Annotated in this window: 20 protein-coding genes; 15 read left to right on the forward strand and 5 right to left on the reverse strand. The window is 43.5% G+C overall.

Going from position 1 to position 24801, the window contains the following annotated elements; genetic code table 11:
- Positions 1-166: 166 nt before the first annotated feature.
- The 12 genes from amaB (at position 167) to V6259_RS02290 (ending at position 14788) form a co-directional block, all read left to right on the forward strand.
- A complete protein-coding gene (amaB, locus tag V6259_RS02235; protein ID WP_341583147.1) occupies positions 167-1711 on the forward strand; it encodes an L-piperidine-6-carboxylate dehydrogenase in 1545 nt (514 codons plus the stop codon).
- A gap of 133 nt (positions 1712-1844) precedes the next feature.
- The gene (locus tag V6259_RS02240) at positions 1845-3116 is read left to right on the forward strand and encodes an NAD(P)/FAD-dependent oxidoreductase (protein WP_341583148.1); all 1272 of its coding nucleotides are present in this window, start codon (positions 1845-1847) and stop codon (positions 3114-3116) included.
- A gap of 127 nt (positions 3117-3243) precedes the next feature.
- Positions 3244-4149 carry a LysR substrate-binding domain-containing protein gene (locus tag V6259_RS02245; RefSeq protein WP_341583149.1) on the forward strand — a complete coding sequence of 302 codons (906 nt, stop codon included), beginning with the start codon at positions 3244-3246 and terminating at the stop codon, positions 4147-4149.
- A gap of 101 nt (positions 4150-4250) precedes the next feature.
- The gene (gene gpmI, locus V6259_RS02250) at positions 4251-5780 is read left to right on the forward strand and encodes a 2,3-bisphosphoglycerate-independent phosphoglycerate mutase (RefSeq protein ID WP_341583150.1); all 1530 of its coding nucleotides are present in this window, start codon (positions 4251-4253) and stop codon (positions 5778-5780) included.
- 7 nt (positions 5781-5787) lie between these two features.
- Positions 5788-6930: a murein hydrolase activator EnvC family protein gene (locus V6259_RS02255; RefSeq protein WP_341583151.1), complete on the forward strand. Its 1143-nt coding sequence runs from the start codon at positions 5788-5790 to the stop codon at positions 6928-6930.
- A gap of 54 nt (positions 6931-6984) precedes the next feature.
- On the forward strand, positions 6985-8271 hold the full coding sequence (locus tag V6259_RS02260) for a S41 family peptidase (protein ID WP_341583152.1): 1287 nt from the start codon (positions 6985-6987) through the stop codon (positions 8269-8271).
- An 11-nt stretch (positions 8272-8282) separates the two neighbouring features.
- Positions 8283-9314 carry a divergent polysaccharide deacetylase family protein gene (locus tag V6259_RS02265; RefSeq protein WP_341583153.1) on the forward strand — a complete coding sequence of 344 codons (1032 nt, stop codon included), beginning with the start codon at positions 8283-8285 and terminating at the stop codon, positions 9312-9314.
- Positions 9315-9813: 499 nt separating this feature from the next.
- The gene (locus V6259_RS02270; RefSeq protein WP_133013045.1) at positions 9814-10926 is read left to right on the forward strand and encodes a branched-chain amino acid ABC transporter substrate-binding protein; all 1113 of its coding nucleotides are present in this window, start codon (positions 9814-9816) and stop codon (positions 10924-10926) included.
- A gap of 87 nt (positions 10927-11013) precedes the next feature.
- Positions 11014-11925, forward strand: a complete 912-nt coding sequence (locus V6259_RS02275) for an ABC transporter permease subunit (RefSeq protein ID WP_133013046.1) — start codon at positions 11014-11016, stop codon at positions 11923-11925.
- On the forward strand, positions 11926-13200 hold the full coding sequence (livM, locus tag V6259_RS02280) for a high-affinity branched-chain amino acid ABC transporter permease LivM (protein ID WP_133013047.1): 1275 nt from the start codon (positions 11926-11928) through the stop codon (positions 13198-13200).
- Positions 13197-14078 (forward strand): ABC transporter ATP-binding protein, encoded by an 882-nt coding sequence (locus tag V6259_RS02285; protein WP_133013048.1) that lies wholly within the window; start codon positions 13197-13199, stop codon positions 14076-14078. Before livM ends, V6259_RS02285 begins: the two co-directional genes overlap by 4 nt.
- Positions 14075-14788: an ABC transporter ATP-binding protein gene (locus V6259_RS02290; RefSeq protein ID WP_133013049.1), complete on the forward strand. Its 714-nt coding sequence runs from the start codon at positions 14075-14077 to the stop codon at positions 14786-14788. The genes V6259_RS02285 and V6259_RS02290 overlap by 4 nt, the downstream gene beginning before the upstream one ends.
- 64 nt (positions 14789-14852) lie before the next feature.
- Here the strand turns inward: V6259_RS02290 and V6259_RS02295 are convergent, their stop codons facing one another.
- The 5 genes from V6259_RS02295 to glnA all read right to left on the reverse strand — a co-directional run bounded on the left by V6259_RS02295 (position 14853) and on the right by glnA (position 20224).
- Positions 14853-15410, reverse strand: coding sequence for an L-threonylcarbamoyladenylate synthase (locus V6259_RS02295; protein ID WP_341583154.1), 558 nt, complete (start codon positions 15408-15410; stop codon positions 14853-14855).
- 144 nt (positions 15411-15554) lie between these two features.
- The gene (locus V6259_RS02300) at positions 15555-15935 is read right to left on the reverse strand and encodes a DUF3461 family protein (protein ID WP_133013051.1); all 381 of its coding nucleotides are present in this window, start codon (positions 15933-15935) and stop codon (positions 15555-15557) included.
- A 162-nt stretch (positions 15936-16097) separates the two neighbouring features.
- Positions 16098-17528 (reverse strand): nitrogen regulation protein NR(I), encoded by a 1431-nt coding sequence (gene ntrC, locus V6259_RS02305; protein ID WP_133013052.1) that lies wholly within the window; start codon positions 17526-17528, stop codon positions 16098-16100.
- Entirely contained in the window at positions 17525-18610 is a 1086-nt protein-coding gene (gene glnL, locus V6259_RS02310) for a nitrogen regulation protein NR(II) (protein WP_341583155.1), read from the reverse strand. Before glnL ends, ntrC begins: the two co-directional genes overlap by 4 nt.
- A gap of 207 nt (positions 18611-18817) precedes the next feature.
- The gene (gene glnA, locus V6259_RS02315) at positions 18818-20224 is read right to left on the reverse strand and encodes a glutamate--ammonia ligase (protein WP_341583156.1); all 1407 of its coding nucleotides are present in this window, start codon (positions 20222-20224) and stop codon (positions 18818-18820) included.
- A gap of 337 nt (positions 20225-20561) precedes the next feature.
- Here glnA and thiI point away from each other — a divergent pair, with 337 nt between their 5' ends.
- From thiI to dtd, 3 genes are all read left to right on the forward strand, one after another.
- A complete protein-coding gene (thiI, locus tag V6259_RS02320) occupies positions 20562-22016 on the forward strand; it encodes a tRNA uracil 4-sulfurtransferase ThiI (RefSeq protein ID WP_133013055.1) in 1455 nt (484 codons plus the stop codon).
- 261 nt (positions 22017-22277) lie between these two features.
- Positions 22278-24098 (forward strand): translational GTPase TypA, encoded by a 1821-nt coding sequence (gene typA, locus V6259_RS02325; protein ID WP_341583157.1) that lies wholly within the window; start codon positions 22278-22280, stop codon positions 24096-24098.
- A 212-nt stretch (positions 24099-24310) separates the two neighbouring features.
- Complete coding sequence (dtd, locus tag V6259_RS02330) at positions 24311-24745, forward strand: D-aminoacyl-tRNA deacylase (RefSeq protein WP_341583158.1); 435 nt, start codon at positions 24311-24313, stop codon at positions 24743-24745.
- Positions 24746-24801 lie beyond the last annotated feature (56 nt).

Consider the following 24801-nt stretch of genomic DNA (forward strand, 5'->3'; position numbering starts at 1 on the left):
TTATTTAAGTATGGAACAGGCTATAGGTAAAAACTAGAGCACCCACAGAAAAACGATATTTCTCACCGATGGTGAAGCTGAGTAAGGTGTTGGAAAGACGCAAACGACTTATTTTTTTAACAGACGTTTCATTCATTTTTCAACACAAGTATTACAGAGGTTCATCATGTCACTCACTTGCTTAGAAACACTAGGTGTTAATACATTAAAACAAGGCGATATTTTTTACAGCGTGCTCACGGGTAATACACTTGCATTGGGTAAAGGCGCTGAGTTTTCTGCTTATAGCCCGATTGATGGGGCTAAACTGTCTCAATTTAACAATGCGACACCTGAGCAACTTGAGACAGTCAGTGCGGAGTTAAAAGAGGCATTTAAAGTATTGCGTACGATTCCTGCGCCACGCCGCGGTGAGTTGGTACGTCGCATCGGTGAAGAAGCACGTAAATACAAAGAAGAGCTTGCTCAGGTTATCTCTTTAGAAGCGGGCAAAATTGTCCCTGAAGCCTTGGGTGAAGTTCAAGAATGGATCGATGTGTGTGACTTTGCGGTGGGTCAATCTCGTATGCTGCATGGTTTGTCGATTGTCTCTGAACGACCAGGTCACCGCATGATGGAACAATGGCAACCGCTTGGTCCTGTTGCTGTGATTACCGCGTTCAACTTCCCTATGGCGGTTTGGGCATGGAACACCATGTTAGGTTTGGTGTGTGGTGACCCTGTTCTATTAAAGCCATCCGAAAAAGCGCCTCTTTGTGCATTGGCAATGTATCAAATTGCTCAAAATGTATTAGCGGATATGCCTGATATTCCTAAAGCCGTGGTCTCCGTCATGATTGGTGATCGTGATCTGGGTGAAGCGATTGCCGCAAACGATACTTTCCCGCTAGTTTCTGCAACTGGATCAACCACCATGGGGCGCGCGGTAGCAACGACGGTAGCGGGTCGCCTTGGTCGCTCTTTGCTTGAGCTTGGTGGCAACAACGCGATGATAGTGTCGCCAACCGCAGATTTGGATTTGGCGCTGCGTGCCATTGTATTCTCAGCAGCAGGAACGGCTGGTCAGCGCTGTACTACTCTGCGTCGATTGATTACTCATGAGTCGATTGTTGATGGTTTGGTTGAACGTTTGGCGAAATCTTACGGGTCGTTACGCGTTGGCAACCCACTGGAAGACGGAACCTTAGTAGGTCCTTTGGTCGATGATGGCAGCTTTTCTCGCATGCAAGCGGCGTTAGTAACGGCGAAAAAGCAAGGCGGAGAGGTTGTGTGTGGTGGTGAGCGTGTAACAGAAGGTGTCCCTGCTGGTGGCTTTTACGTTAGGCCTGCAATAGTCCGTATTGCTCACGATGCACCGATTGTTCATGAAGAAACGTTTGCCCCTATTCTTTATGTTCTTACCTATCGCAATTTCGATGAGGCGATCGATATTCAAAACGAAGTACCTCAAGGTTTGTCTTCTGCCGTGTTCACAGAAAGTTTGCAAGAGGCTGAAATGTTTATGTCACCAGAAGGCTCTGATTGCGGTATTGCCAATGTCAATATTGGGACTTCTGGGGCAGAAATTGGCGGCGCATTTGGTGGTGAAAAAGAAACCGGAGGTGGTCGCGAATCAGGTTCTGACGCATGGAGAAACTACATGCGCCGTACGACGAACACGATCAACTATGGTGGTGATCTGCCATTAGCCCAAGGTATTGTTTTCGAGTGATGAATGCTTGAAGAGATGGCAGTAAAGGTGAGCATAGGCTCACCTTTACTCGTGTTAATAAGTTTGGATGTACACACTTCGATTATTTGCTCTATTTTTAAGGTCGGCTTGGTCGACTTTTAAGGTCGTGGATATGGCGGAACGTTTATGTGATTCATTGTGGCGAGCAAGTGCGATAGCAGGGCCAGACCTGATACCTTTGCAAGGTAGTCATAACGCGCAGGTAGTCATTGTTGGTGGGGGCTTTACGGGTTTATCAACGGCACTGCATCTCGGCAAATTAGGTATTTCTGTGATCGTGGTTGAGGCTCATGAAATTGGCTTTGGTGGTTCTGGGCGTAATGTCGGTTTGGCAAACGCAGGAGTCTGGCTTGAGCCAGATCAGCTAGATAGTGCCATTGGCCCAGAAGCGGGCCGAACGTTATACAACACTTTGGCCGGTGCTCCAAATCTGGTCTATGCATTAATTGAAGAGTACGACATACAGTGTGAAGCGGTGCGTAATGGTACCTTGCATGCCGGTGTAGGTAAGCAAGGTTTAGCTCAGTTACAGCGTCGTTGTGAACAAATGCAAACACGCGGTGCCCCGGTGCAATTGTTGGAGAGCGCTGAAGCGCAATCACGCATTGGTTCTAGTAAGTTTAATTCAGCGTTGTTTGACCCAAGAGCGGGTACGATCCAACCTCTGTCTTATGCTCACGGTTTGGCGCACGCAGCGATCAAAGAAGGCGCTAAGCTTTTCGACTATTCTCCAGTCACTAGTGTGCAGCCGACACAAGATGGTTGGATTGTCCAAACATCTCATGGTGAAGTGCGAGCAGAGACGGTGGTTTTAGCCACGAATGCTTACAGCGAGCATGGGGTGAAAGAGCAGGCGAGAAAATTCGTGCCTATTTTTTACAGTCAATTAGCCAGCAAACCATTAACGTCCTCTCAGCTTGAACAAATCCTACCCAACCGTGAGGGAGTTTGGGATACCTGTACGGTGATGAGTTCTTTTCGCCTTGATCAGCAAGGGCGTTTAGTTTTTGGTGGCATGGGAGGAGAAGGAGGCGTGCTAGCAAATTGGGCGTCACAACGGGTCAGCGAATTGTTTCCATTCTTAAGCAATGTTGAATGGGATTATTCATGGACCGGGCAAATTGCCTACAGTGAAGACCACCTACCACATTGCCAGCAACTCCAGCGCGGATTATTTAGTGTAGCGGGATACAGTGGTCGAGGTATTGGACCAGGTACTATGATGGGTAAAGAATTGGCGGAATGGTTTGCTGGGAAGCGTGAGTCCTTGTCTGTTCCAACGACGATATTACGCAATATACCACTTAGAGAGCTAAAACGATTATTTTATGAAGTTGGCGCGCAGACCTATCACCTAGGCCAAAAAACACATGCCCTTGATTAGTTAATCGGATGATTTGACAATAAAAACAAAGGAATGCGCAATTATCGAGCATTCCTTTGTTTGCCTAATTAGCTTAAGGTAAAGTACTTGTCATTCCTCTTACATCTTGAAAATAAAGTGGCCCAGAATGCGGAGATATATCCCGTCGTCAACCGCGCTAAAGTGTTTTGAAGCGTCGGTTAGGCATCTTAGCTTTACGCGTGCAGCAGAAGAGTTATGCCTAACTCAGAGCGCGGTGAGTCGTCAGATTCGTAACCTCGAAGAATTTTTATCACGAGATTTATTCATTCGTCTAAATAAACGTTTGGTCTTGACCGGAACCGGTGCCGCTTATTATAAAGAAGTCGTACCTTTGCTCGATGGAATGGAAAACGCTTGTTTACGAATGTTACATCGAGAAGATGAAAAAACCACTTTAACCATTTCTGCATTACCTACATTTGCTTCTCATTGGTTAGTACCCCATTTAGCGGAATTTCAACAACAGCATCCACAATTTCAAATCAAAGTTCGATCTTTAGATGACGCCGCAAAAGTAGACCCAGAAAGCATTGATATTATTCTGCATTACGGTGGTGATCACTGGCCACGAGCGGTATCTCATCAATTGATGCAAGAAAAAGTCATCGCCGTTTGTTCTCCTCGTTTATTAGAACACTACCAGAAGAGTGATCATCAGGCTGAATGGGAATGTGGGGACGTGGTGATGTTCCCATTATTGCATTCCTCCGCTCGTATTAATGCTTGGCCGGATTGGATGGTCGCTCAAGGGCTAGAAAATGGCTCTTTTGCGGGGACGTCTTTTGAGCATTTTCATATGTTGATTGAAGCGGCGAAAAACGCCATGGGGGTTGCTGTTATTCCTAGCATACTGGCAGAGGGCAGCTTAAGAGCGGGTGAACTTGTGGCGCCATTTGGCGATGCTGTTGCTACGCCACATGAATATTTACTTTCTTACCCTGCGGACAAAGCAGATTTGGAACAAGTCGTGATTTTTCGTGATTGGTTATTAGCGAAGCAGACGGCGCAATAAAGAGAATTAATAGACGGAATAGTACTTGCAGTCTGTAACTAAATTACATGCCTGTGATAGTATCAATCCATAGACATGTTCAATTTACGGGACGAATTACCATGAATAAAAAGACGACAGCACTCTTCATCCTTGATGGATGGGGATACAGCGAAACATCTAAATCAAATGCTATTGAAGCAGCCAACACACCCAATTGGGATCGCTTGTGGAACAATCGTGCGCACTCTTTAATTAAAACTTCAGGATTGGCCGTGGGTTTGCCAGATGGTCAGATGGGCAATTCTGAAGTAGGCCATATGAATCTGGGCGCAGGACGAATTGTCTATCAGAATTTCACTCGCATTGGCAAAGCCATAGAAGAAGGTTCTTTTTTTACAAACGAAGCGCTTGTTTCTGCGGTAGACAAAGCCGTCGTAGCGGATAAAGCCGTGCATATTCTAGGCTTGCTTTCGAACGGTGGCGTACACAGCCATCATGAGCAAATCATGGCAATGTGCGAACTAGCGGTAAAACGCGGCGCAAAAGCAGTGTATGTACATGGTTTTACCGATGGCCGAGATACGCCACCACGTTCAGCGCAAACTCCTATTGCTGAATTAGAAGCCAAATTAGCCGAGTTGGGCGTTGGTAAAATAGCCACGTTAGTTGGTCGTTATTTTGCTATGGATCGCGATAATCATTGGGATCGAATTGAAAATGCTTATAACGCTATCGCATCAGGCGAAGGGCAGTTCCAAGCAGAATCTGCAGAACAAGCGGTTCAAGCTGCCTATGATCGCGGTGAAAATGATGAATTTGTAAAAGCGACGACGATTGGCGCGCCAGTGAGCATTGAAGATGGCGATGCCATTGTGTTTGCTAACTTCCGCCCAGATCGTGCGCGTGAATTGACTCGTGCCTTTACCGAAGATGATTTCACCGGTTTTAAACGTAAAATACGACCTGCCTATGCCGCATTTGTAACCTTTACTGAGTTTGCTGCTGATATTGCTGCAGACGTTGCGTTTCCACCTATTACACTGAGCAATACGCTTGGTGAAGTGCTATCAAAATCAGGTAAAAAACAACTGCGTATCGCGGAAACAGAAAAGTACGCCCACGTTACTTTTTTCTTTAATGGCGGTAGGGAGTCTGTTTTTGATGGTGAAGAGCGCGAATTGATCCCTTCTCCTAATGTAGCAACTTATGATCTAAAACCAGAAATGAGTGCGCCAGAAATGACGGATAAGCTGGTGGAAGTGATTGAAGCAGGCAAATACGACACTATTATTTGTAACTTTGCTAACGGCGACATGGTTGGCCATAGCGGTGTATTTGCCGCAGCGGTAAAAGCCGTTGAAGCAGTCGATGCTTGTTTAGGACGCATTATCGAAGCATTGAAAGTGAATGGTGGACAGTGTTTGATTACCGCGGATCATGGTAATGCCGAGCAAATGCTAAGTAACGATGGTTCACAGCCTTTGACTTCTCACACGACTGGACCGGTTCCTTTAGTATTAGTTTCCCCAACACCAGGTCTTGGCATTAAAGAAGGAGCATTATGTGATATTGCCCCGACTTTATTGGATATGATGGGCATGAAACAACCTGAAGAAATGAGTGGTGTTAGTCTGCTCACTCGTCAGTGAGGTATTGATGGCTTTAGTATGTCGTCACCTGTTCTGCATTGCGTTGCTCTTGTTGTCCAGCATTAGCTGGGCAGCCGGAGAGCCTCAAACGCCAGCGGAGGCTAAGCAACAAATTCAAACATTGCAGAAAGATTTAAAAAAACTGAATGGCTGGTTGAAAGAGACCAAGTCTCAACGCTCGGATGTTGAGAAAGGCCTAGAGAGCAAAGAAAAAGCGATAGAAGGTTTGCTTAAAAAAATCAACGATCTGCAAGAGAGCCTTAAAAAAGGAGAGCAGCAGCTCGGGAAATTAAAACAGCAGCAGCAGTCTTTTCAGCTCAGTATTCAGAAACAAAATGACCAAATAGCCGCCCAATTAAGGGCGGTTTATCGTTCTGGCAAGCAAGAAGGCATTAAATTACTTTTAAATGGGTCTGAACCCGAAGAGTCGATGCGCTTATTACAATATAACCGCTATTTTTCTACCGCTCGACAATCTCTTATTAATGGTTATGCCAACGAAGTAAATGACCTTAATTTGGTCGAGAAAAGCATTCGCCAAAAGCGTGCTCAGCAAGCCCAAGAAGAAGCGTCTTTGAATGAACAACGTGCAGGCTTAGTGAAAGAAAAAGCGGCACGTCGCGTTTTGTTAGCTAAGCTAGACAAAGATTTAGCTAAGGGAAATCAGCGTTCTCAGCAGCTTGCGCAAAACCAAAAAGATCTGAAAGAAATGCTGAAGCGTCTAGAAGAAGCGCTTGCAGATGTCAAACTGCCTGATCAAGATGTGCCTTTTTCATCACAGAAAGGCAAGCTAGTTAGTCCGCTTAGAAAACTGGTTCGTTTGCCGACTGACGGAAAGGTTAATCTTGGTGGTGTCACGCTCGAAGCGAAAGAAGGCACTAAGGTACATGCGATTTTTAACGGTCGAGTTGTGTTTGCTGATTGGCTCAGAGGTTTTGGTTTTCTAATGATTGTTGATCATGGAAATGGTTATATGTCTCTTTATGGTTATAACCAGAGTTTGTTGAAAGAAGTTGGTGAATGGGTAAATGCCAATGATGTAATCGCCACGGTAGGCAGTTCTGGGGGTCGTTCAGAATCGGCTTTGTTTTTTGCCATTCGACACAATGGTACGCCTTTATCTCCACTTTCTTGGGTGAGATCTAGTTGATCTATGCGCCAATAGAGTGTCTTTTATATATATGACACAACAGCAGGAAAAAACATGATGAATTCCTTAAGTCGAGGTTTGGTTTTAATACTGATGACCTTTTCTGTACAGCAGAGCATCGCTGCACAGAAGACCGTTGCTAACGATAAATCGACGTTACCTCTTACTGAAATACAAGCATTTGTAGAAACGTTTGAAACCATTCGTGAAGGTTATGTGGATAAGTTAACGGATCAGCAGATATTGAACAAAGCGTTAAAGGGCATGGTATCTGCGCTTGATCCACATTCTGAATACATGACGAAAGATGAAGTCGCCGATTTTGACGAGTTGACGTCAGGTAACTACGCAGGCGTCGGTGTGGAAGTGGAAATGAAAGGTGATAAGTTGGTTGTAGTATCACCGATAGATGGCTCACCAGCGAAGCAGGCAGGTATTTTATCCGGTGATGTTATCGTAAAAGTGGGCAACACTTTTATCACCAGCCTTGGTTTTCAAGATGTAATGAACCTAATGCGAGGCGAGGTGGGAACCAAAATATCATTGGATATTGAGCGCGATGGCAAAATCAAACATTACAATCTTGAGCGTCGATTAGTGGAAGATAATAGTGTTAGCACTAAATGGTTAAGCAAAGGCATTGCTTATTTGCGCATTAGTCAGTTTCAAGGTGATACTGATACCGAGTTTTATAAAGCCATTGATAAATTGAAAAAAGAACAAGCAATCAAAGGTGTTGTGTTAGATCTTCGAAATAATCCAGGCGGTGTACTACAGGCAGCGGTTGGTGTGGTGGATGCTTTTATTGATAAAGGCATGATTGTTTATACCGAAGGCCGTCATAAATCATCAAGCAGCCAATTTAGAGCAACAACAAAAAATACACGATTACCTACGGTTCCTTTGGTTGTCTTGGTCAATGATGGCTCAGCATCGGCTTCTGAGATTGTTGCAGGTGCCTTACAAGATCATAAACGGGGTGTGATTATGGGCACAGAGTCTTTTGGTAAAGGGTCGGTACAAACAGTGGTGCCTTTGTCTGATGGGGCGGCAGTGAAACTCACTACGGCTCTTTATTACACGCCCAATGGTCGATCTATCCAAGCGCAAGGTATTACGCCTGATCTTGTTGTTCCTCAGGCGAAATTAACGTTAGATAAAGACCACTTCGTTGTTAAAGAGTCAGAGTTAAAAGGACATCTTGGTAATGGCACAGGTGGTGCAGATAGAACAAATACCGATGTTAAATTTGAACTGGCTGATTTAGCTAAAACGGACTTTCAATTATTTCAAGCGGTGACTATTTTGAAAACGTTACCAAAGTTTGACTATCATCCTTGAGAGAAAAGACAGTGAATGTAATTAGTATCAAGAAGGGCATGCGCTTGTGTGCCTTTCTTTTGGTTGGCTTGATGTGTAATCAAGCTCAATCCGCAGAAAATCCAGTTGAGCCAGATCAGGTGACACCTTTGGCTCATGGTATTTTTTTATTAGGTCCTAACGTTAATGTTGAAAATGAAGCGTCAAATCCTGCTTCCGAAGATTGGTTAGGGCCAATAGTAAACGAGATAACACACTCGGATAAGCTTGACTCTCTCGGATCAAAGTTGGTTATTACTCCGCCTTATTCGAAAGCGACCCAGTCAACGCTTGAAGGGTTGAATACAGATGCACCCTCGATAGTAGAGCCGCGACATAATAAGCATCCTTTACCCAGGATTGCGATTTTGATCGACGACCTTGGTTATAACCGACAAGGAATGGAGTCAGCCTTGGCGTTACCTAAAAACGTCGCATTGGCCATTCTTCCATTAACGCCTTTCGCTCATAAAACAGCTACTCAGGCGAAAAAACAACACCGCGTCACTTTACTGCATGCGCCCATGGAAAATGTGCGAGAGCTTAAGCTTGGGCCAGGTGGATTGTATGCAAAAATGACAGAAGAGCAGCTTAAGAAAGCTCTCATAAAAGACATAGACAGTTTGCCTGGCATCAAAGGGGTGAATAATCACATGGGGAGCTTGTTAACTGCAAAGCAAGACTCGATGGACTGGGTGATGGAGGTGTTGAAAAAGCGCTCTTTGTTTTTCATTGATAGCTTAACGTCATCTCATAGTGTTGCGAAAGAAACAGCCCAAAAGCATGGATTAAAAACAACAAGTCGAGATATTTTCCTAGATAATATTCGTACTGAGAAAGCAATTGATAAGCAGTTCTCACGACTGGTTAAAGAGGCAAAACACAGTGGTGTTGCGTTGGCGATTGGTCATCCATACCCAGAAACCATGGCGTATTTGAAAAAACGTTTGGTTAAGTTAGAAAAAGAAGGCGTTAGATTAGTGCCTCTTACGACGGTTTTACATAATAGCCCCATTCCGCAATAAGTCGAAAACCCCTCCTACCTACAAAGAATTTGAAGCAAACACTTTGCGTTCTTTGTGGGTTTTTAATTACTAGGTTTTATGAATATAAAGATCAAATTGTTGTTTTTTTTGATTTGCAGGGTCATGTTTGTAAACTAGTTTCAATATTAATCTTCTTTGTCAGCTTTCTGGCAACTATAAGGCCCTTTCAAAAAATAGTGAGCCAAGCTGTTTTTGGTGCATTTACCTGTCTTTAAAGTATAAAAAACTTATCTTCAATAATTTTTTAGTATTTAGTTTGTTTGTATTGCTACATCTGATGATTATTTGTTCTATTTTAGTGCCTCTCTATTGACCAAAGACTGATCAAACATTAATGTTGTGCCTTAATGCGGTGCACATTATTTGTGATATCGCATAAAAAACTCCACTATTTCTACTGTTTTATAGGTTGAAAATTGTTGGAACGCATCTTGCTTTAATATAATAACGATAAACAAAACAAGTTGGAGCTCTTCTTATGTCACATGCGGTTATAAAGAAAACGTTAATTTCTATGGCGATAGCGGGTGCTGCAACACTGGCACAAGCTGATGTTGTTATCGGTGTAGCAGGACCTCATACAGGGGCTTATGCCGCCTTTGGTGAGCAGCTATGGAAAGGGGCGGAACAAGCAGCCAAAGATATCAATAAAGCGGGCGGCATTAATGGTGAAATGATTAAGCTTGTCAAAGCGGATGATGCTTGTGAGCCAAAACAAGCGGTTTCTATTGCTAACCGATTAGTTGACTCTGATGACGCTGTGGCGGTTATTGGACATTTCTGTTCTTCTTCTACACAACCTGCTTCAAATATCTACGCGGAAGCGGGTGTACTAATGATTACCCCTGCTTCTACCAACCCGACAATCACAGATCGTGGTCTTCCTAACGTATTTCGTGTGTGCGGCCGTGATGACCAACAAGGTGATGTTGCAGCAACCTATATCGTTGATAAGCTTCACGCAAAGCGCGTTGCTATCATTCATGATAAAGACACCTATGGCAAAGGCCTAGCGGATGCAATGAAAGCATCTCTTAATGCATATGGTACTAAAGAAGTCATGTACGAAGGTTTGACTCGAGGTGAAAAAGACTTTAACGCACTCGTGACTAAGATTCGTTCTGTCAATGCCGATGTTGTTTACTTCGGTGGTTTGCATTCTGAAGCAGGCCCATTAGTTCGTCAGCTTCGTGAACAAGGTTCAAAAGCGATCTTCATGTCGGGTGACGGCATTGTGTCTGATGAATTTGTTACCGTTGCCGGTGGGCCACAATACGTTAAAGGCGTAATGATGACATTTGGTGCTAACCCAATGTCTTACCCATCAGGTAAAGAAGTGGTTAAAGAGTTCCGTGCTGAGGGTTATGAGCCAGAAGGCTATACGCTTTACTCATATACTGCGATGCAAGTGGCTGCAGCAGCGCTTAGTCATGCGAACTTAGATCCAATCAAGGGTGCTGAGTGGTTGCATGCTAATTCTATCGATACAGTAATGGGTAAAAAAGCGTTTGATGCGAAAGGCGATCTGACCGTATCCGATTACGTAATGTACCAGTGGGATGATAAAGGTAAATATCATCAAATAGACTAATTTTCCTAATTAGCTTATTTCACAACTCGCCGAGGTGAATACTTCGGCGAGCTTGATCTTCGATTTACATTCCCACGAGGTTATACGATGGATATCGTTCTCCAGCAGTTGGTAAACGGTTTAACGCTTGGCTCAGTTTATGGGCTTATAGCGATAGGCTACACCATGGTGTACGGCATTATTGGCATGATTAACTTCGCCCATGGCGACGTTTACATGGTTTCTGCTTATCTCACCGCCATTTCGATCGCACTACTCACTTTTTTTGGTGTTGAATCTTTTCCTTTTATTATTTTTGGCGCATTGGTTTTTACTATTGTTATTACAGGCGCTTATGGCTGGGTGATAGAGCGTGTTGCTTATCGACCTTTGCGTAACTCTAGCCGCCTTTCTGTTTTAATTTCAGCCATTGGTATGTCTCTTATTTTGCAGAACTACGTGCAGCTGAGTCAGGGTCCAAATCAACAAGGTGTTCCAACACTCATCACGGGGGCTTTTCGTTTTCATATTGGTGATGGCTACGTGCAGATTACTTATATGAAAGTGTTGATTTTGCTTATCGCATTAGCCGGCATGGGGATTCTTACTTATATCATCCAAAAAACAAAGTTGGGGCGCATGTGTCGAGCGACTCAGCAAGACCGTAAGATGGCGTCCATCTTAGGTATTGATACAGATAAAGTTATTTCGTCCGTTTTCGTTATTGGTTCTGCTATGGCCGCATTGGCTGGGGTTTTAGTGACGCTAGATTATGGCGCATTTGACTTTTATATCGGCTTTATCATGGGGATAAAAGCCTTTACTGCCGCAGTATTGGGTGGGATTGGTTCATTACCCGGTGCCATGTTAGGTGGGCTTATTCTTGGTCTTTCTGAATCATTGTTTGCTGGCTTAGTTAGCTCTGATTATAAAGATGTTTTTTCTTTCTCTTTGTTAGTCCTCATTTTGATTATTCGTCCGAGTGGTCTTTTAGGCAAACCAGCAGTGGAGAAAGTATAAATGAGCCAAACAGCAGGTATGAACTATAAACAATGTTTCATTGATGCAGTGGTTGCTGCCTTAATGGCGTTAGTGGTCTTCGGTCCTATTATGGGGATCGTTCTTGATGGGTATAAGTTTGATATTGATTTCCAACGCGTGGGTTGGATTGTATCGATTGTCTTTGTTGGCCGTCTCTTTATGTCTTACTATTTTCAGACGGCAAAGGGCCAAGCAATGCTCTTCAAATACGCCAACAATCATGATGGCGTAACCGTAAACCCACCAAACCATAAATCTAAAATGATTTGGGTTATCCCTTTAGTAATGGTGATTGGTTTTCTGATTCCTTTTATCGCTTCTAAATACATTCTGACGGTGCTGATATTAGGTCTTATTTACGTGTTGTTGGGACTGGGTCTGAATATCGTGGTCGGTTTGGCTGGCTTATTGGATCTTGGTTTTGTTGGTTTTTATGCAATAGGAGCATACTCATTAGCATTAGGTTATGAAAACTTAGGTTTGGGTTTTTGGTCTATGTTGCCCATTGCCGCGATTGCCGCTGCTTTTGCGGGAGCAATCCTTGGTTTTCCGGTGCTGAGAATGCATGGTGATTATCTAGCGATAGTTACCTTAGGTTTTGGTGAGATCATCCGCCTAATATTAACCAATTGGGTATCACTAACTCATGGTCCAAACGGCATATCTGCCCCTCTTCCTACATTCTTTGGCTTAGAGTTTAAGCGGCGATCTGCACACGGTGAAACGTTCCATGAATTTTTCAACCTCCCATACGATTCAGGCTACAAATACATGTTTGTGTATTTGGTCTTGTTTGCCGTTGTCTGGGCTGTTCTTTTTATTAAGCATCGTCTTGTAAAAATGCCGATTGGTCGTGCTTGGGAAGCATTGCGTGAAGACGAAATTGCCTGTCGTTCTTTGGGTTTAAATCATGTTCTAGTTAAATTATCAGCCTTTATGTTGGGGGCTTCAACAGCAGGTTTGGCCGGTGTTTTCTTTGCGACGTATCAAGGCTTTGTGAGTCCATCTTCGTTTACCTTCTTCGAGTCTGCACTGATCTTAGCGATCGTGGTATTGGGTGGTATGGGGTCAACGTTGGGTGTGGTGATTGCCGCCTTCTGTTTGACGGTATTGCCCGAGATGCTGAGGGAAGTGGCTGAGTATCGTGTTTTGTTGTTTGGTATTTTGATGGTGGTGATGATGATTTGGAAACCTCGAGGTCTCGTTCGTGTGACGCGAAATGGTTTTGCCGCGAGAGAAGGGGTGATTAAATGAGCCAAGAAAATATTTTAAAAATAGAAAACTTGGTCATGCACTTTGGTGGTATTAAAGCCCTTAATGATGTGACTTTTGACATAAAACGCGGCTCTGTGTCGGCTTTAATTGGACCAAATGGTGCGGGTAAAACCACGGTTTTTAACTGTATCACGGGATTTTATAAAGCCACGGGTGGCAATATTATGTTGTCTGCCAATGGAAAAGAAACCAGTGTGATTAAAGTATTGGGTGAAGCGTTTAGGCTAACCGATTTCTTTTCCCCCATCGCTTTCTTTCAGCGTTTAAAATACAAGATGTTTGGAGGCTCGCATTTGGTAAATCGTGCAGGCTTGTCCAGAACATTTCAAAACATTCGCTTATTTAAAGAAATGTCAGTGGTTGAAAACCTGTTGGTTGCTCAACACATGCGGGTTAATCGTAATTTATTGGGTGGTATTTTAAATACAAAGGCTTATAAACAAGCAGAGAGTGACGCATTAGAGCGTGCTTTTTATTGGCTTGGAGTTGTTGATTTAGTGGACTTTGCTAACCGTTTGGCTGGTGAGCTTTCGTATGGTCAACAGCGCCGCCTGGAAATCGCTAGAGCGATGTGTACCAATCCTGAAATTGTCTGCCTCGATGAGCCCGCAGCGGGTTTGAACCCTTCAGAAACAGAAGCGTTGACGAAAATGATCCGTGTCTTGCGCGATGAGCACAATACTACCGTGTTGTTGATTGAGCATGATATGGGCATGGTGATGGATATTTCAGACTATATTGTGGTGCTCGACCATGGCGAAGTGATTGCTGAAGGTGGCCCTGATGATATTAAAACGAATCCTAAAGTAATTGCTGCCTATCTTGGGGCAGAAGAAGGTGAGGAGATGACCCTATGAGCACCTTGATGGAGTTTAAAGAGGTTGATGTCCATTATGGTCCAATCCAAGCGCTTAAAAAAGTGTCGTTATCAATAGATGAAGGTGAAATTGTCACCATGATCGGAGCGAATGGCGCCGGGAAGTCGACGTTGTTAATGTCGATCTTTGGGCAGCCACGCATTTCTAGTGGAGAAATTATTTATCGTGGTGAAGATATTTCGCAAAAATCTGCGCATTATGTTGCCTCGCATGGTTTGGCTCAGTCTCCAGAAGGGCGTCGTATTTTCCCAAGTATGTCAGTAGAAGAAAACTTACTGATGGGGACCATTCCTATCGGTATGAAGCATGCTGATGAAGATATGAAGCATATGTTTGAGTTATTTCCTCGTTTAGAAGAGCGTCGTAATCAACGCGCTTCCACCATGTCTGGTGGTGAGCAGCAGATGCTGGCCATTGCTCGAGCATTGATGAGTCGCCCCAAACTATTGTTGTTGGATGAGCCGAGCTTGGGATTGGCGCCCATTATTGTGAAACAAATATTTCAAATATTGAAAGATGTAGCGAGCACAGGAATGACCATCTTCTTAGTGGAGCAGAACGCAAACCATGCATTGAAGCTGGCCGACCGAGGATACGTTATGGTAAACGGAGAAATTCGTTTGACAGGAACGGGTGCTGAGCTCTTGGTTAATCCTGAAGTACGTGAAGCGTATTTAGGCGGGCATTAATTAACGTCAACTATCTCTAGTTATGTATAAATGGCGAATCTCTTGGTTGAGGCTCGCCATTTTTTTATAGTCTAAATAATGTATCACTGATTAGATCTTTGACTTGGGATGGCTGTGCGCTTTCCCCTAACGAAGCATCATAAATAGCGTCTATTTCGTCACCAAAGTAAGCGAACACTTCCTCTTTTGAAAGCGCTGGAGTTAGCCCGGCCGGATTTGCTGAGGTTGAAACAATGGCGCCATTAAAGGCGTTACATAGATTCCTCACAGCAGTGTGCTGTGACAGCCGAATAGCGACACTCTCGTGCTTTCCTCGAATCCATGGCGGCGCCACTGTCGTATCTGGAACAACCCATGAAGTCGGAATGCTTGTCTTACTCGTTAGTCGGTTCGCTGATTCCAAGCTTAATTTTTTTGTCCAATCGAGAAGGTGAGAAGGTTTTCCCGCGACTAAAATAAGCCCTTTTTCAACGGGGCGCGCTTTTAATTTAAGGATTTTTTGCACGGCCGATTGATTAAATGGATCACAGCCTAATCCCCAAACGGCTTCGGTTGGATAAGCAATAACACCACCTTGGCGCATTATCTCAGCAAGCTTTTCTGGAGAATATATTAATGTCATGAAGTGGACACCCAAACAGGCAAAATAAAAAGATTAGGAAGGATTTTAATGGTATTTAAGTGGCTGGGCTAGAAGGGAAGACTGATTAAAGAGAGTTAATCAGTCTTAGAACCCAATGCTACTGCTAGAAATAGAACCAGAAGTTTATTTTAACGCTTTAATTTTTTCTTTAATGTCAGCAATTTTACTTTCCATTACTTTTTCTAAGTGCTCTAACTCAACGATAAGGTCGTCTTTAGACACTTTGATTTCATGCTGTTTACCAACAATTTTTTCTAGCTCTTCTAAGGCGCGAACAACGATTAAAGAAGGCTCTTGCACTTGGCGATAAGTTTGTTGACCACCATCGGCTAATACTGTTTTTGTAGAGCGGCCAAATTTAAATTTTTTACTTTTTGGTAGTAAAGAGCCTTTTTCGCGACGGTAATAGACTTTTAAAACATCTTGTCCATTTTCATAGCGAAGGGTAAATTTTTCGATATTTTCTGTGCTGGTGATGCCCATGGATTCAAGCGTTGGATTCATAACAGGGTCCTGTTTTGTGAGTTTAACTAATTAATGTTCTGTTTAATTAGTTTGGGATTGTCATGTTAAAAGCAAGGGTAAAGCAAGAGGAAAACATAAGAAACTTGAGATGGCGCAGAAAACAAGAATATATCTTGTTTTCGCCATTTCCCTAAGAACAAATTAATCTTCTTCTTGCTCGGTATTATCTATCCCGAGTTCTTTTATTTTTCGAGTAAGGGTATTGCGTCCCCACCCTAATAAAAGAGAAGCATCACGTCGTCTACCTGCTGTGTGAGCGAGTGCTGTCTCAATCATAATGCGTTCAAATTTAGGCACAGCTTGCTCTAAAATGCCTTTTTGACCGCTTGCTAGAGCGCTATCAACCCAATTTTTAAGAGCATCTTCCCACGAGCCTAACGGTTGTTCGCTTGGTGTAGCAGCAAGCAATTCAGGTGGAAGGTCTTCTATTAAAACTTCACGACCTGAAGCCATTACGATGAGCCAGCGGCAGGTGTTTTCTAATTGGCGAACGTTTCCGGGCCATTCTAATCGAGTTAAATAAGCCTCTGTTTCTTTGGTTAGCAGTTTAGGTTCCACAGCCAGTTCTTCGGCAGCTCGGCTTAAAAAGTGACGAGCTAATTTAGGAATATCTTCACGGCGTTCAGCCAGTTTAGGGAGGTGAATTCGAATAACATTTAAGCGATGGAATAGATCTTCTCGGAACGAGCCTTTTTGAACCAAGTTTTCTAGATTCTGATGCGTTGCGGCAATGATTCGCACATCCACCTTAACTGGCGTGTGCCCACCGACTCGATAAAATTCTCCATCCGCGAGAACGCGCAGTAGGCGAGTCTGTGTCTCTGCTGGCATATCACCGATTTCATCTAGGAACAGAGTGCCACCGTTGGCTTGTTCAAAGCGCCCGCGGCGTTGAGTATTCGCACCAGTAAACGCGCCTTTTTCATGACCGAATAATTCAGATTCGATTAAATCATGGGGAATAGCGGCCATGTTAAGGGCGATAAAAGGGTTCGCGGCTCTTGGGCTATGAGTATGTAGCGCTTTAGCAACCAGCTCTTTACCAGTACCAGACTCACCATTAATGAGAACAGTGATATTGGAATTCGCAAGACGTCCGATAGCACGAAACACTTCTTGCATAGCGGGTGCTTCACCGATGATATCCTTGTCGACTTCTTCTACTTCCGCGACCGGTATATCAGCACTAGGCATGGCTTTTTGATAATGAAGAATGGCGCGTTTTACAAGGGTTACCGCTTCTTCTACATCAAACGGTTTTGGTAAGTATTCAAACGCACCGCCTTGGTAAGAAGCGACCGCACTTTCCAAATCTGAATGGGCTGTCATTATGATGACAGGCAGATGCGGATGCTCTGTTTGTAGCCTATTCAGCAGCGTTAAGCCATCCATACCTGGCATGCGAATATCACTAATAATGGCGCTAGGTTGTTCTTGGTCTATCATATCAACCAAGTTTTCTGCCGAATCAAACAGACGACATTGAATGCCTTCTTGCTCTAGTGTCTTTTCCAATACCCAGCGAATAGACCTATCGTCATCTACAATCCATACGGTTTCTTGTTGTGTCATAGGTTCTTCTCCTTGCCTGAGAGGATTGTCTCAATTGGCATCAATATATTAAATTCGGTTTGTTGAGGGGTGCTCTGACATTCGATAATTCCGTGGTGTTGATGAATAACAGATTGGGATATCGAAAGCCCGAGCCCTGTTCCTTCTGCTCGGCCACTTACCATAGGGTAGAATAATGTTTTTAATATAGACTCAGGAATTCCTGGTCCATTATCAATAATGCTAATTTTACAAACCAGTCTATGGCGTTTAGCACCAATGGTGAATTGACGAAGTGCACGCGTCACCAGTCTAATTTGTTTCTGATTATTCTCGTCCTGTTCTAGTAGTGCTTGCATCGCATTGCGCGTGACATTCAGTATGGCTTGTATTAATTGAGATTCGTCACCGATGATGTCTGGGATACTAGGGTCGTAATCGCGAATGATTTCTATGCGGCCATCAGATTCCACTTGAATCAGCTGTTTTACTCTTTCAATCACCCGATGAATGTTGAGTGGTTTGTTTTTTGGTAATTGGCGAGGGCCAAGTAAGCGGTCAACCAAATCTCTCAAACGATCAGACTCTTCAATAATTACTTGCGTGTAATCTTTTAGCGCTTCATCAGTAAACGCTCTGCTGATGAGTTGAGCGGCTCCGCGGATACCACCTAATGGGTTTTTTATCTCGTGGGCAAGATTTCGCACCAATTCTTTACTGGTCTGATGGTTAGCAATCAGTTCGTCTTCCAGAGAAATACGCTTCATACGATCTCTAGGGTAGAGTTCAATTAAAAGGCTGTCAGTTGTGTTGCTGGTATTGCTAATTGGCGTGACCGTGTAGTCGCAAAATAGTTTTTCGCCATTTGCTCTCTCGACCTCAGCTTCCCGTTTAGTAAAGGGATGTCCTGAGTTGATGGCTGATAACAAGGAATCGATGCCTTGCTCATTTTCGCGAAAAGCAGCGCCTAAGTCTTGGCCATAAATGCGTTTTCGGCTGACAGCAAGCAGCATCTCAGCCGCGGGGTTTAAGTATTCAATAACCAGCTCGCGGTTTACTTGTACCACAGCGGTTGATAAACGATCTATTAATAAGCTATACACAATTGTGCCTCTTTAGTGATTCTAATTAACTGCAAAATACGAACCAACAATGGGCGGTCAGGAATGTTGATTTAATAGACTATTTCCTGGGTGCGATACGTCATTGTGCCTTTTTTTGGTGCAGCCATGAATCTTTGTTTTTTTTGAGGGCAAAAAAAAGCCCCAAATTGGATCGGGGCTTTTCTGGGTATTATTTAATATCTAAACTTATAGGCTGTAGTAAAGTTCAAACTCAAGCGGATGAGTTGTCATCGCTACACGTTGAGCTTCTTCTGCTTTTAGGTCGATGTAAGCATCGATCATGTCATTAGAGAATACGCCGCCTTGAGTTAAGAACTCACGATCTTCGTCTAGACACTTAAGCGCTTCTTCTAAGCTGCTAGCAACTTGAGGGATAGCGGCTGCTTCTTCAGCTGGAAGGTCGTACAAATCTTTGTCTGCTGCATCGCCAGGGTGAATCTTGTTTTTAATTCCGTCAATACCCGCCATCAACATAGCAGAGAACGCTAGGTATGGGTTAGCGGTTGGATCAGGAAAACGAGCTTCAATACGTTTGCCTTTAGGGCTTGCAACGAATGGGATACGGATAGAAGCAGAACGGTTACGCGCTGAGTAAGCCAACATAACAGGTGCTTCGAAACCAGGAACAAGACGTTTGTAAGAGTTAGTTGACGCGTTAGTGAACGCATTCAATGCTTTCGCGTGCTTGATGATACCGCCGATGTAGTAAAGCGCCATATCAGATAGACCAGCGTACTGATCACCAGCGAATTGGTTTTCGCCGTCTTTCCAGAAAGATTGGTGAACATGCATACCAGAACCGTTATCGCCAACGATTGGTTTAGGCATGAAAGTCGCTGTTTTACCGTAAGCGTGAGCCACGTTATGAACACAGTACTTAAGAATTTGAACTTCATCAGCTTTCTTAACTAGCGTGTTGAATTTAGCACCGATTTCGTTTTGACCAGCAGTGGCAACTTCATGGTGATGAACTTCAATAACCAAGCCCATAGATTCCATCGCACCACACATTGCGCCACGTAGATCGTGATGAGAATCAACTGGTGGAACTGGGAAGTAGCCGCCTTTTACGAAAGGACGGTGACCCATGTTGCCGCCTTCAATCTTCTTGTTAGAAGACCAAGCAGCTTCTTCAGCGTTGATTTCTACTGTTGAACCAGACATGTCTGTTTTCCAGCGAACATCATCAAAGATGAAGAATTCAGGCTCAGGACCAAAAAATGCTGTGTCGCCAAGACCGGTTGATTTTAGGAATTCTTCAGCGCGAAGAGCAACAGAACGTGGGTCACGATCGTAGCCTTGCATAGTTGAAGGCTCGATGATGTTACAACGAACGATCAAAGTAGACTCTTCAGTGAAAGGATCAACAACAACAGTGTCGTCCTGCGGCATCATAATCATGTCGGATTCATTAATGCCTTTCCAGCCTGCAATAGAAGAACCGTCGAACATTTGGCCGTTCTCAAAAAACTCTTCGTCTACAGTAACTGCTGGAATCGTTACATGTTGCTCTTTACCTTTAAAATCAGTAAAGCGAAGGTCAACCCACTTCACGTCGTGCTCAGCAATCAAGGCAAGGGTCTTGTTAGACATAGTTGGTTCTCCAATGTAATTAAAACGAAATTTCTTCCGACATAGTATTTAAAATTGCTTCAAGGTGAAGCGCTGATGGTAAATAACTAAGCACAAGTTGTGCCAGAATTTTGGGCGTTCATTTAAAACCTTTAATAACAACAAGATAACATAATTAGCGGTTGAAAATGCACAATTTTATTGCTTTACGATAGAGCATTTCAAAAACCATTGTCACTTTTTGGTGCGATAAGTATCTTTGCGCTCATAAATGGTGCGAATATATTGTTTTCGTCCTTCTAGCCTTTTCTTTATAATAAGTTCCGTTTTTAATTATCTGGCATGCAACGCACTCTTTATGAAATTTATTGTTAAGTTTTTCGCTGAAATAACCATCAAAAGCCGTCCTGTAAGAAAATCATTTATCAAGCAACTTCGCCAAAACATAAAACTGGTGCTTAAAAAGCACGACGTCGATGTTGTGGTAGCAGGGAACTGGGATTTCATTGAGGTGTTGTCTGAACGTGACGATTTGCGTAACGACTTTATTGACGCTCTATCTAATACCGCCGGTATCGCACACTTTCAATTTGTTCGTGAGTTTCCATTAGTGGATCTTGACGGTGTTGTGGACGAAGCATTGGTGTCTTATGGCGACGTCTTAAAGGATGCCGTGTTTGCAGTGCGAGTTAAGCGTGTTGGCAAACATCACGACTTCACCTCTGTTGAAGCAGAACGCTATATTGGTGGCTGTTTGAAAGCCAAATCTGGTGCGCACAGTGTTCGTCTGAAAAACCCTGATGTGCTGGTGCCAATTGATATTCGTGATAATCGAGTTTGGATGATCGAACAGCGGGTTGAAGGCTTGGGTGGTTATCCGATTGGCTCTCAAGACTCTGTACTGTCGTTGATTTCAGGTGGCTATGATTCCACAGTAAGTACTTATATGACCATGAGTCGTGGTTTAAAAACGCATTTTTGCTTCTTTAATTTGGGTGGCGATGCGCACGAAATTGGTGTGAAACAAGTCTCTCATTTTTTGTGGGAAAAATACGGCTCTGGTTTGACGGTAAAATTTGTCACCGTTCCTTTTGAAGATGTTGTTGGAGAGATCTTGACGAAAGTGGATAACTCTCAAATGGGGGTTGTCTTGAAACGCATGATGTTACGAGCGGCGTCTCAAGTGATGGAAGGTGTTAACGCGAAAGCACTGGTGACGGGCGAAAGTGTGGCGCAGGTTTCTAGTCAAACCTTGATTAATTTAAAAGTGATTGATCAGGTGACCGATGAGTTGGTCATTCGTCCATTAATCACTACTAATAAACAAGAAATTATAGACAAAGCGATCGATATTGGTACGGCAACGTTTGCGGCCAGTATGCCTGAGTTTTGTGGTGTAATTTCTGTTAAGCCGACGACGCGAGCAAAAATGCAAAAAGTTCAGCGGGAAGAGGAAAAATTCGACTTCGCTGTATTAGAAAAAGCCATTGATGAAACTCGTGTTATGTCGATTCAGAATGTCATGGACGATGTCGACAAACAATACCAAGGCGAAGTGCCTGTTGTGCGCATGCCTGTAGCGGATGAAGTTATTATAGACATTCGTCACCCAGATGAATCGATAAAGCGTCCATTAAAAGTCAGTGGTCGTCCAGTTAAAATCGTACCATTTTTTGCGTTGGATTCGACGTGGTCCTCATTAGACCAAGACGTGATGCATTTATTGTATTGCGGAAAGGGTGTAATGAGTCGGATGCATGCTTCCTATTTATTAGGTAAAGGGCATTCCAACGTCGGAATTTACTTACCGTAAAAAACGATCATGAACGTGATCTATTTATTGATGAAAATATATTTGTCATAAATAGATCTCGGGCGTGCTTTTATTCCCTCAAAATACCCTGTGAAGATTATTTGTTGACTTTTTTAGTTACTTTAATGGGATCTTCATCAATATAAGGGTACAATTGCGCGAATTTTACCCCGTACTGAGATTCACCGCGCTTGAAGAGCATAGCTGCTCGAGCCAAGCAGCGATATATCTTTTTGCTTACGCTTAATGCAGAGAATTAAAATGTCTAATGATATTAGCAAGTTACGCAATATAGCCATCATTGCGCACGTTGACCATGGTAAAACTACCTTGGTTGATAAACTATTGAGTCAATCTGGTACTCTTGATCGTAAAGATGAAGGTTCAGAGCGCATCATGGATTCCAACGATCAAGAAAAAGAACGTGGTATCACCATATTGGCGAAAAACACGTCAATCATGTGGAATGATTACCGCATCAACATCGTAGACACACCAGGACACGCCGATTTCGGTGGTGAAGTGGAACGTGTACTATCTATGGTCGATTGTGTATGTCTATTGGTTGATGCTGTTGATGGCCCAATGCCGCAAACGCGTTTCGTAACTTCTAAAGCATTTGAGCAAGGTTTGCGTCCTATTGTTGTTATCAACAAAGTTGACCGTCCTGGCGCTCGTCCTGATTGGGTTATGGATCAAGTTTTTGATCTTTTTGATAACCTTGGCGCAACAGAAGAACAGTTAGACTTCCCTGTTATTTACGCTTCTGCAATCAATGGTCAAGCTGGTACTGATCCAGACAACCTAGCGGATGACATGACGCCATTGTACGAAATGATCGTAGAAAGCGTTCCAGTTCCTGATGTTGATCCAGAAGGTACTTTCCAAATGCAGATTTCTGCATTGGATTACGACAGCTATGTTGGTGTAATCGGTGTAGGCCGTATCACACGTGGTAGCCTTTCTCCTAACCAACAGGTGATTGTAAAATCGGCTAATGGCGATGAGCGTAAAGGTAAAGTAGTAAACGTTAAGGGTTACCACGGTCTAGACCGTGTAGACACTAATAAAGCGTCTGCTGGTGACATCGTTTGTATTAATGGTATTGATGGCCTAAGTATTTCTGATACTTTATGTGATCCTACTTGTGTTGAAGCGCTTCCACCGTTGTCGGTAGATGAGCCAACAGTAAGCATGACATTCATCGTAAACGATTCTCCGTTTGCTGGTAAAGAAGGTAAGTTTGTTACGACTCGTAACATCAAAGACCGTCTAGACCAAGAGCTTATCCATAACGTAGCACTTCGTGTAAAAGAAGGTGATACGCCAGATAAATTTGTTGTTTCTGGTCGTGGTGAGCTTCACTTGTCTGTATTGATCGAAACAATGCGTCGCGAAGGCTTCGAAATGGGCGTATCTCGTCCTGAAGTTGTTGTGAAAGAAATCGACGGTGTTAAATCTGAACCTTTCGAAATGGTAGTAATCGATGTTGAAGATCAGCATCAAGGTTCTATCATGGAAGAAATTGGCTTACGTAAAGGTGAGCTAACAAACATGGAGCCAGATGGTAAAGGCCGTACACGTCTTGAATTCATGATGCCTTCACGTGGTCTTATCGGTTTCCGTGGCTTGTTCCTAACATTGACGTCTGGTTCTGGTATTTTGACAAGCGTTTTTGATCACTACGGTCCAGTGAAAGACGGTGAAGTTCAAAGTCGTAAAAATGGTGTATTAGTAAGCATGCTTACTGGTAAAACAGCCGCTTACTCTTTGTTTAATTTACAAAGCCGTGGTCGTATGTTCCTAGGTCACGCTGTTGAAGTGTACGAAGGTCAAATTATCGGTATTCACTCACGTGATAACGATTTAGCCGTTAACCCTGTTAAAGGTAAGCAGCTGACTAACGTACGTGCTTCTGGTACGGATGAAGCGTTAACGCTTACGCCACCAATCAAGCAAACACTTGAGCAAGCACTTGAATTTATCGAAGACGATGAATTGGTAGAAGTAACACCAGTGAGTATTCGTGTTCGTAAGAAATACTTAACTGAAAACGAGCGTAAACGTAACGGTCGTAAGTAAGACATCGCCATTCTTTAACAAGCAACTCGTCAGAGTGGTTTAAAAGAGCAGCAGCAAATGAACTTATGCAAATAAGTTCAGGAGCGACATAAGCGCCTTCGGGCGCTTTTGTTTTATCTGGGGTTTGTAAAAGTGTTACGAGCAATGTGTTGGATGCGTATGTATTAGATAGAATCTTAACGATAAGTGCCTGATAGAAAAAGGAGCTGAAAATGAAGGTATTAGTACAGCGAGCATTGAATGCTAGTGTCATGGTGGAGGGTGAGATCATTGGAGCGATCGATCATGGGCAGCTTGTTTTGGTGGGGATCGAAAAGGGTGATACAGAGCAGGATGTGCAGCGCCTCGCCGATAAATTGCTCAAATATCGTATGTTTTCCGATCAAAATGGCAAGATGAATTTAGATGTTCAGCAAGTCGGCGGTGGTGTTTTGTTGGTGTCTCAGTTTACCTTAGTGGCAGACACGAGAAAGGGTCTGCGTCCTGGGTTTTCCACAGCGGCAGTGCCCGTTGAAGGCGAACGTTTATTTAATTGTTTTGTGGATAAAGTTCGTTCACAGTACGATCGTGTCGCGACAGGCCGCTTCGGTGCTGACATGAAGGTATCCTTTACTAATGACGGTCCAGTGACCTTTATGTTGGATTAACGTCTGGATTCAATCATCGCGAGATCATAAAAAAGCGGCTGTGGATAACAAGCCGC

Origin of the sequence: Marinomonas sp. TI.3.20, from assembly GCF_038155025.1 — a bacterium.
GTDB classification, from domain to species: Bacteria; Pseudomonadota; Gammaproteobacteria; order Pseudomonadales; family Marinomonadaceae; genus Marinomonas; species Marinomonas flavescens.

Coding starts and splice junctions, on each gene's coding strand:
- gpmI (WP_341583150.1), top strand. CDS start 4,251: ATGAATAAAAAGACGACAGCACTCTTCATCCTTGATGGATGGGGATAC.
- typA (WP_341583157.1), top strand. CDS start 22,278: ATGTCTAATGATATTAGCAAGTTACGCAATATAGCCATCATTGCGCAC.
- V6259_RS02290 (WP_133013049.1), top strand. CDS start 14,075: ATGAGCACCTTGATGGAGTTTAAAGAGGTTGATGTCCATTATGGTCCA.
- glnA (WP_341583156.1), bottom strand. CDS start 20,224: ATGTCTAACAAGACCCTTGCCTTGATTGCTGAGCACGACGTGAAGTGG.
- V6259_RS02255 (WP_341583151.1), top strand. CDS start 5,788: ATGGCTTTAGTATGTCGTCACCTGTTCTGCATTGCGTTGCTCTTGTTG.
- V6259_RS02275 (WP_133013046.1), top strand. CDS start 11,014: ATGGATATCGTTCTCCAGCAGTTGGTAAACGGTTTAACGCTTGGCTCA.
- amaB (WP_341583147.1), top strand. CDS start 167: ATGTCACTCACTTGCTTAGAAACACTAGGTGTTAATACATTAAAACAA.
- V6259_RS02300 (WP_133013051.1), bottom strand. CDS start 15,935: ATGAATCCAACGCTTGAATCCATGGGCATCACCAGCACAGAAAATATC.
- dtd (WP_341583158.1), top strand. CDS start 24,311: ATGAAGGTATTAGTACAGCGAGCATTGAATGCTAGTGTCATGGTGGAG.
- V6259_RS02295 (WP_341583154.1), bottom strand. CDS start 15,410: ATGACATTAATATATTCTCCAGAAAAGCTTGCTGAGATAATGCGCCAA.
- livM (WP_133013047.1), top strand. CDS start 11,926: ATGAGCCAAACAGCAGGTATGAACTATAAACAATGTTTCATTGATGCA.
- thiI (WP_133013055.1), top strand. CDS start 20,562: ATGAAATTTATTGTTAAGTTTTTCGCTGAAATAACCATCAAAAGCCGT.
- V6259_RS02270 (WP_133013045.1), top strand. CDS start 9,814: ATGTCACATGCGGTTATAAAGAAAACGTTAATTTCTATGGCGATAGCG.
- V6259_RS02260 (WP_341583152.1), top strand. CDS start 6,985: ATGATGAATTCCTTAAGTCGAGGTTTGGTTTTAATACTGATGACCTTT.
- ntrC (WP_133013052.1), bottom strand. CDS start 17,528: ATGACACAACAAGAAACCGTATGGATTGTAGATGACGATAGGTCTATT.
- V6259_RS02245 (WP_341583149.1), top strand. CDS start 3,244: ATGCGGAGATATATCCCGTCGTCAACCGCGCTAAAGTGTTTTGAAGCG.
- V6259_RS02285 (WP_133013048.1), top strand. CDS start 13,197: ATGAGCCAAGAAAATATTTTAAAAATAGAAAACTTGGTCATGCACTTT.
- V6259_RS02240 (WP_341583148.1), top strand. CDS start 1,845: ATGGCGGAACGTTTATGTGATTCATTGTGGCGAGCAAGTGCGATAGCA.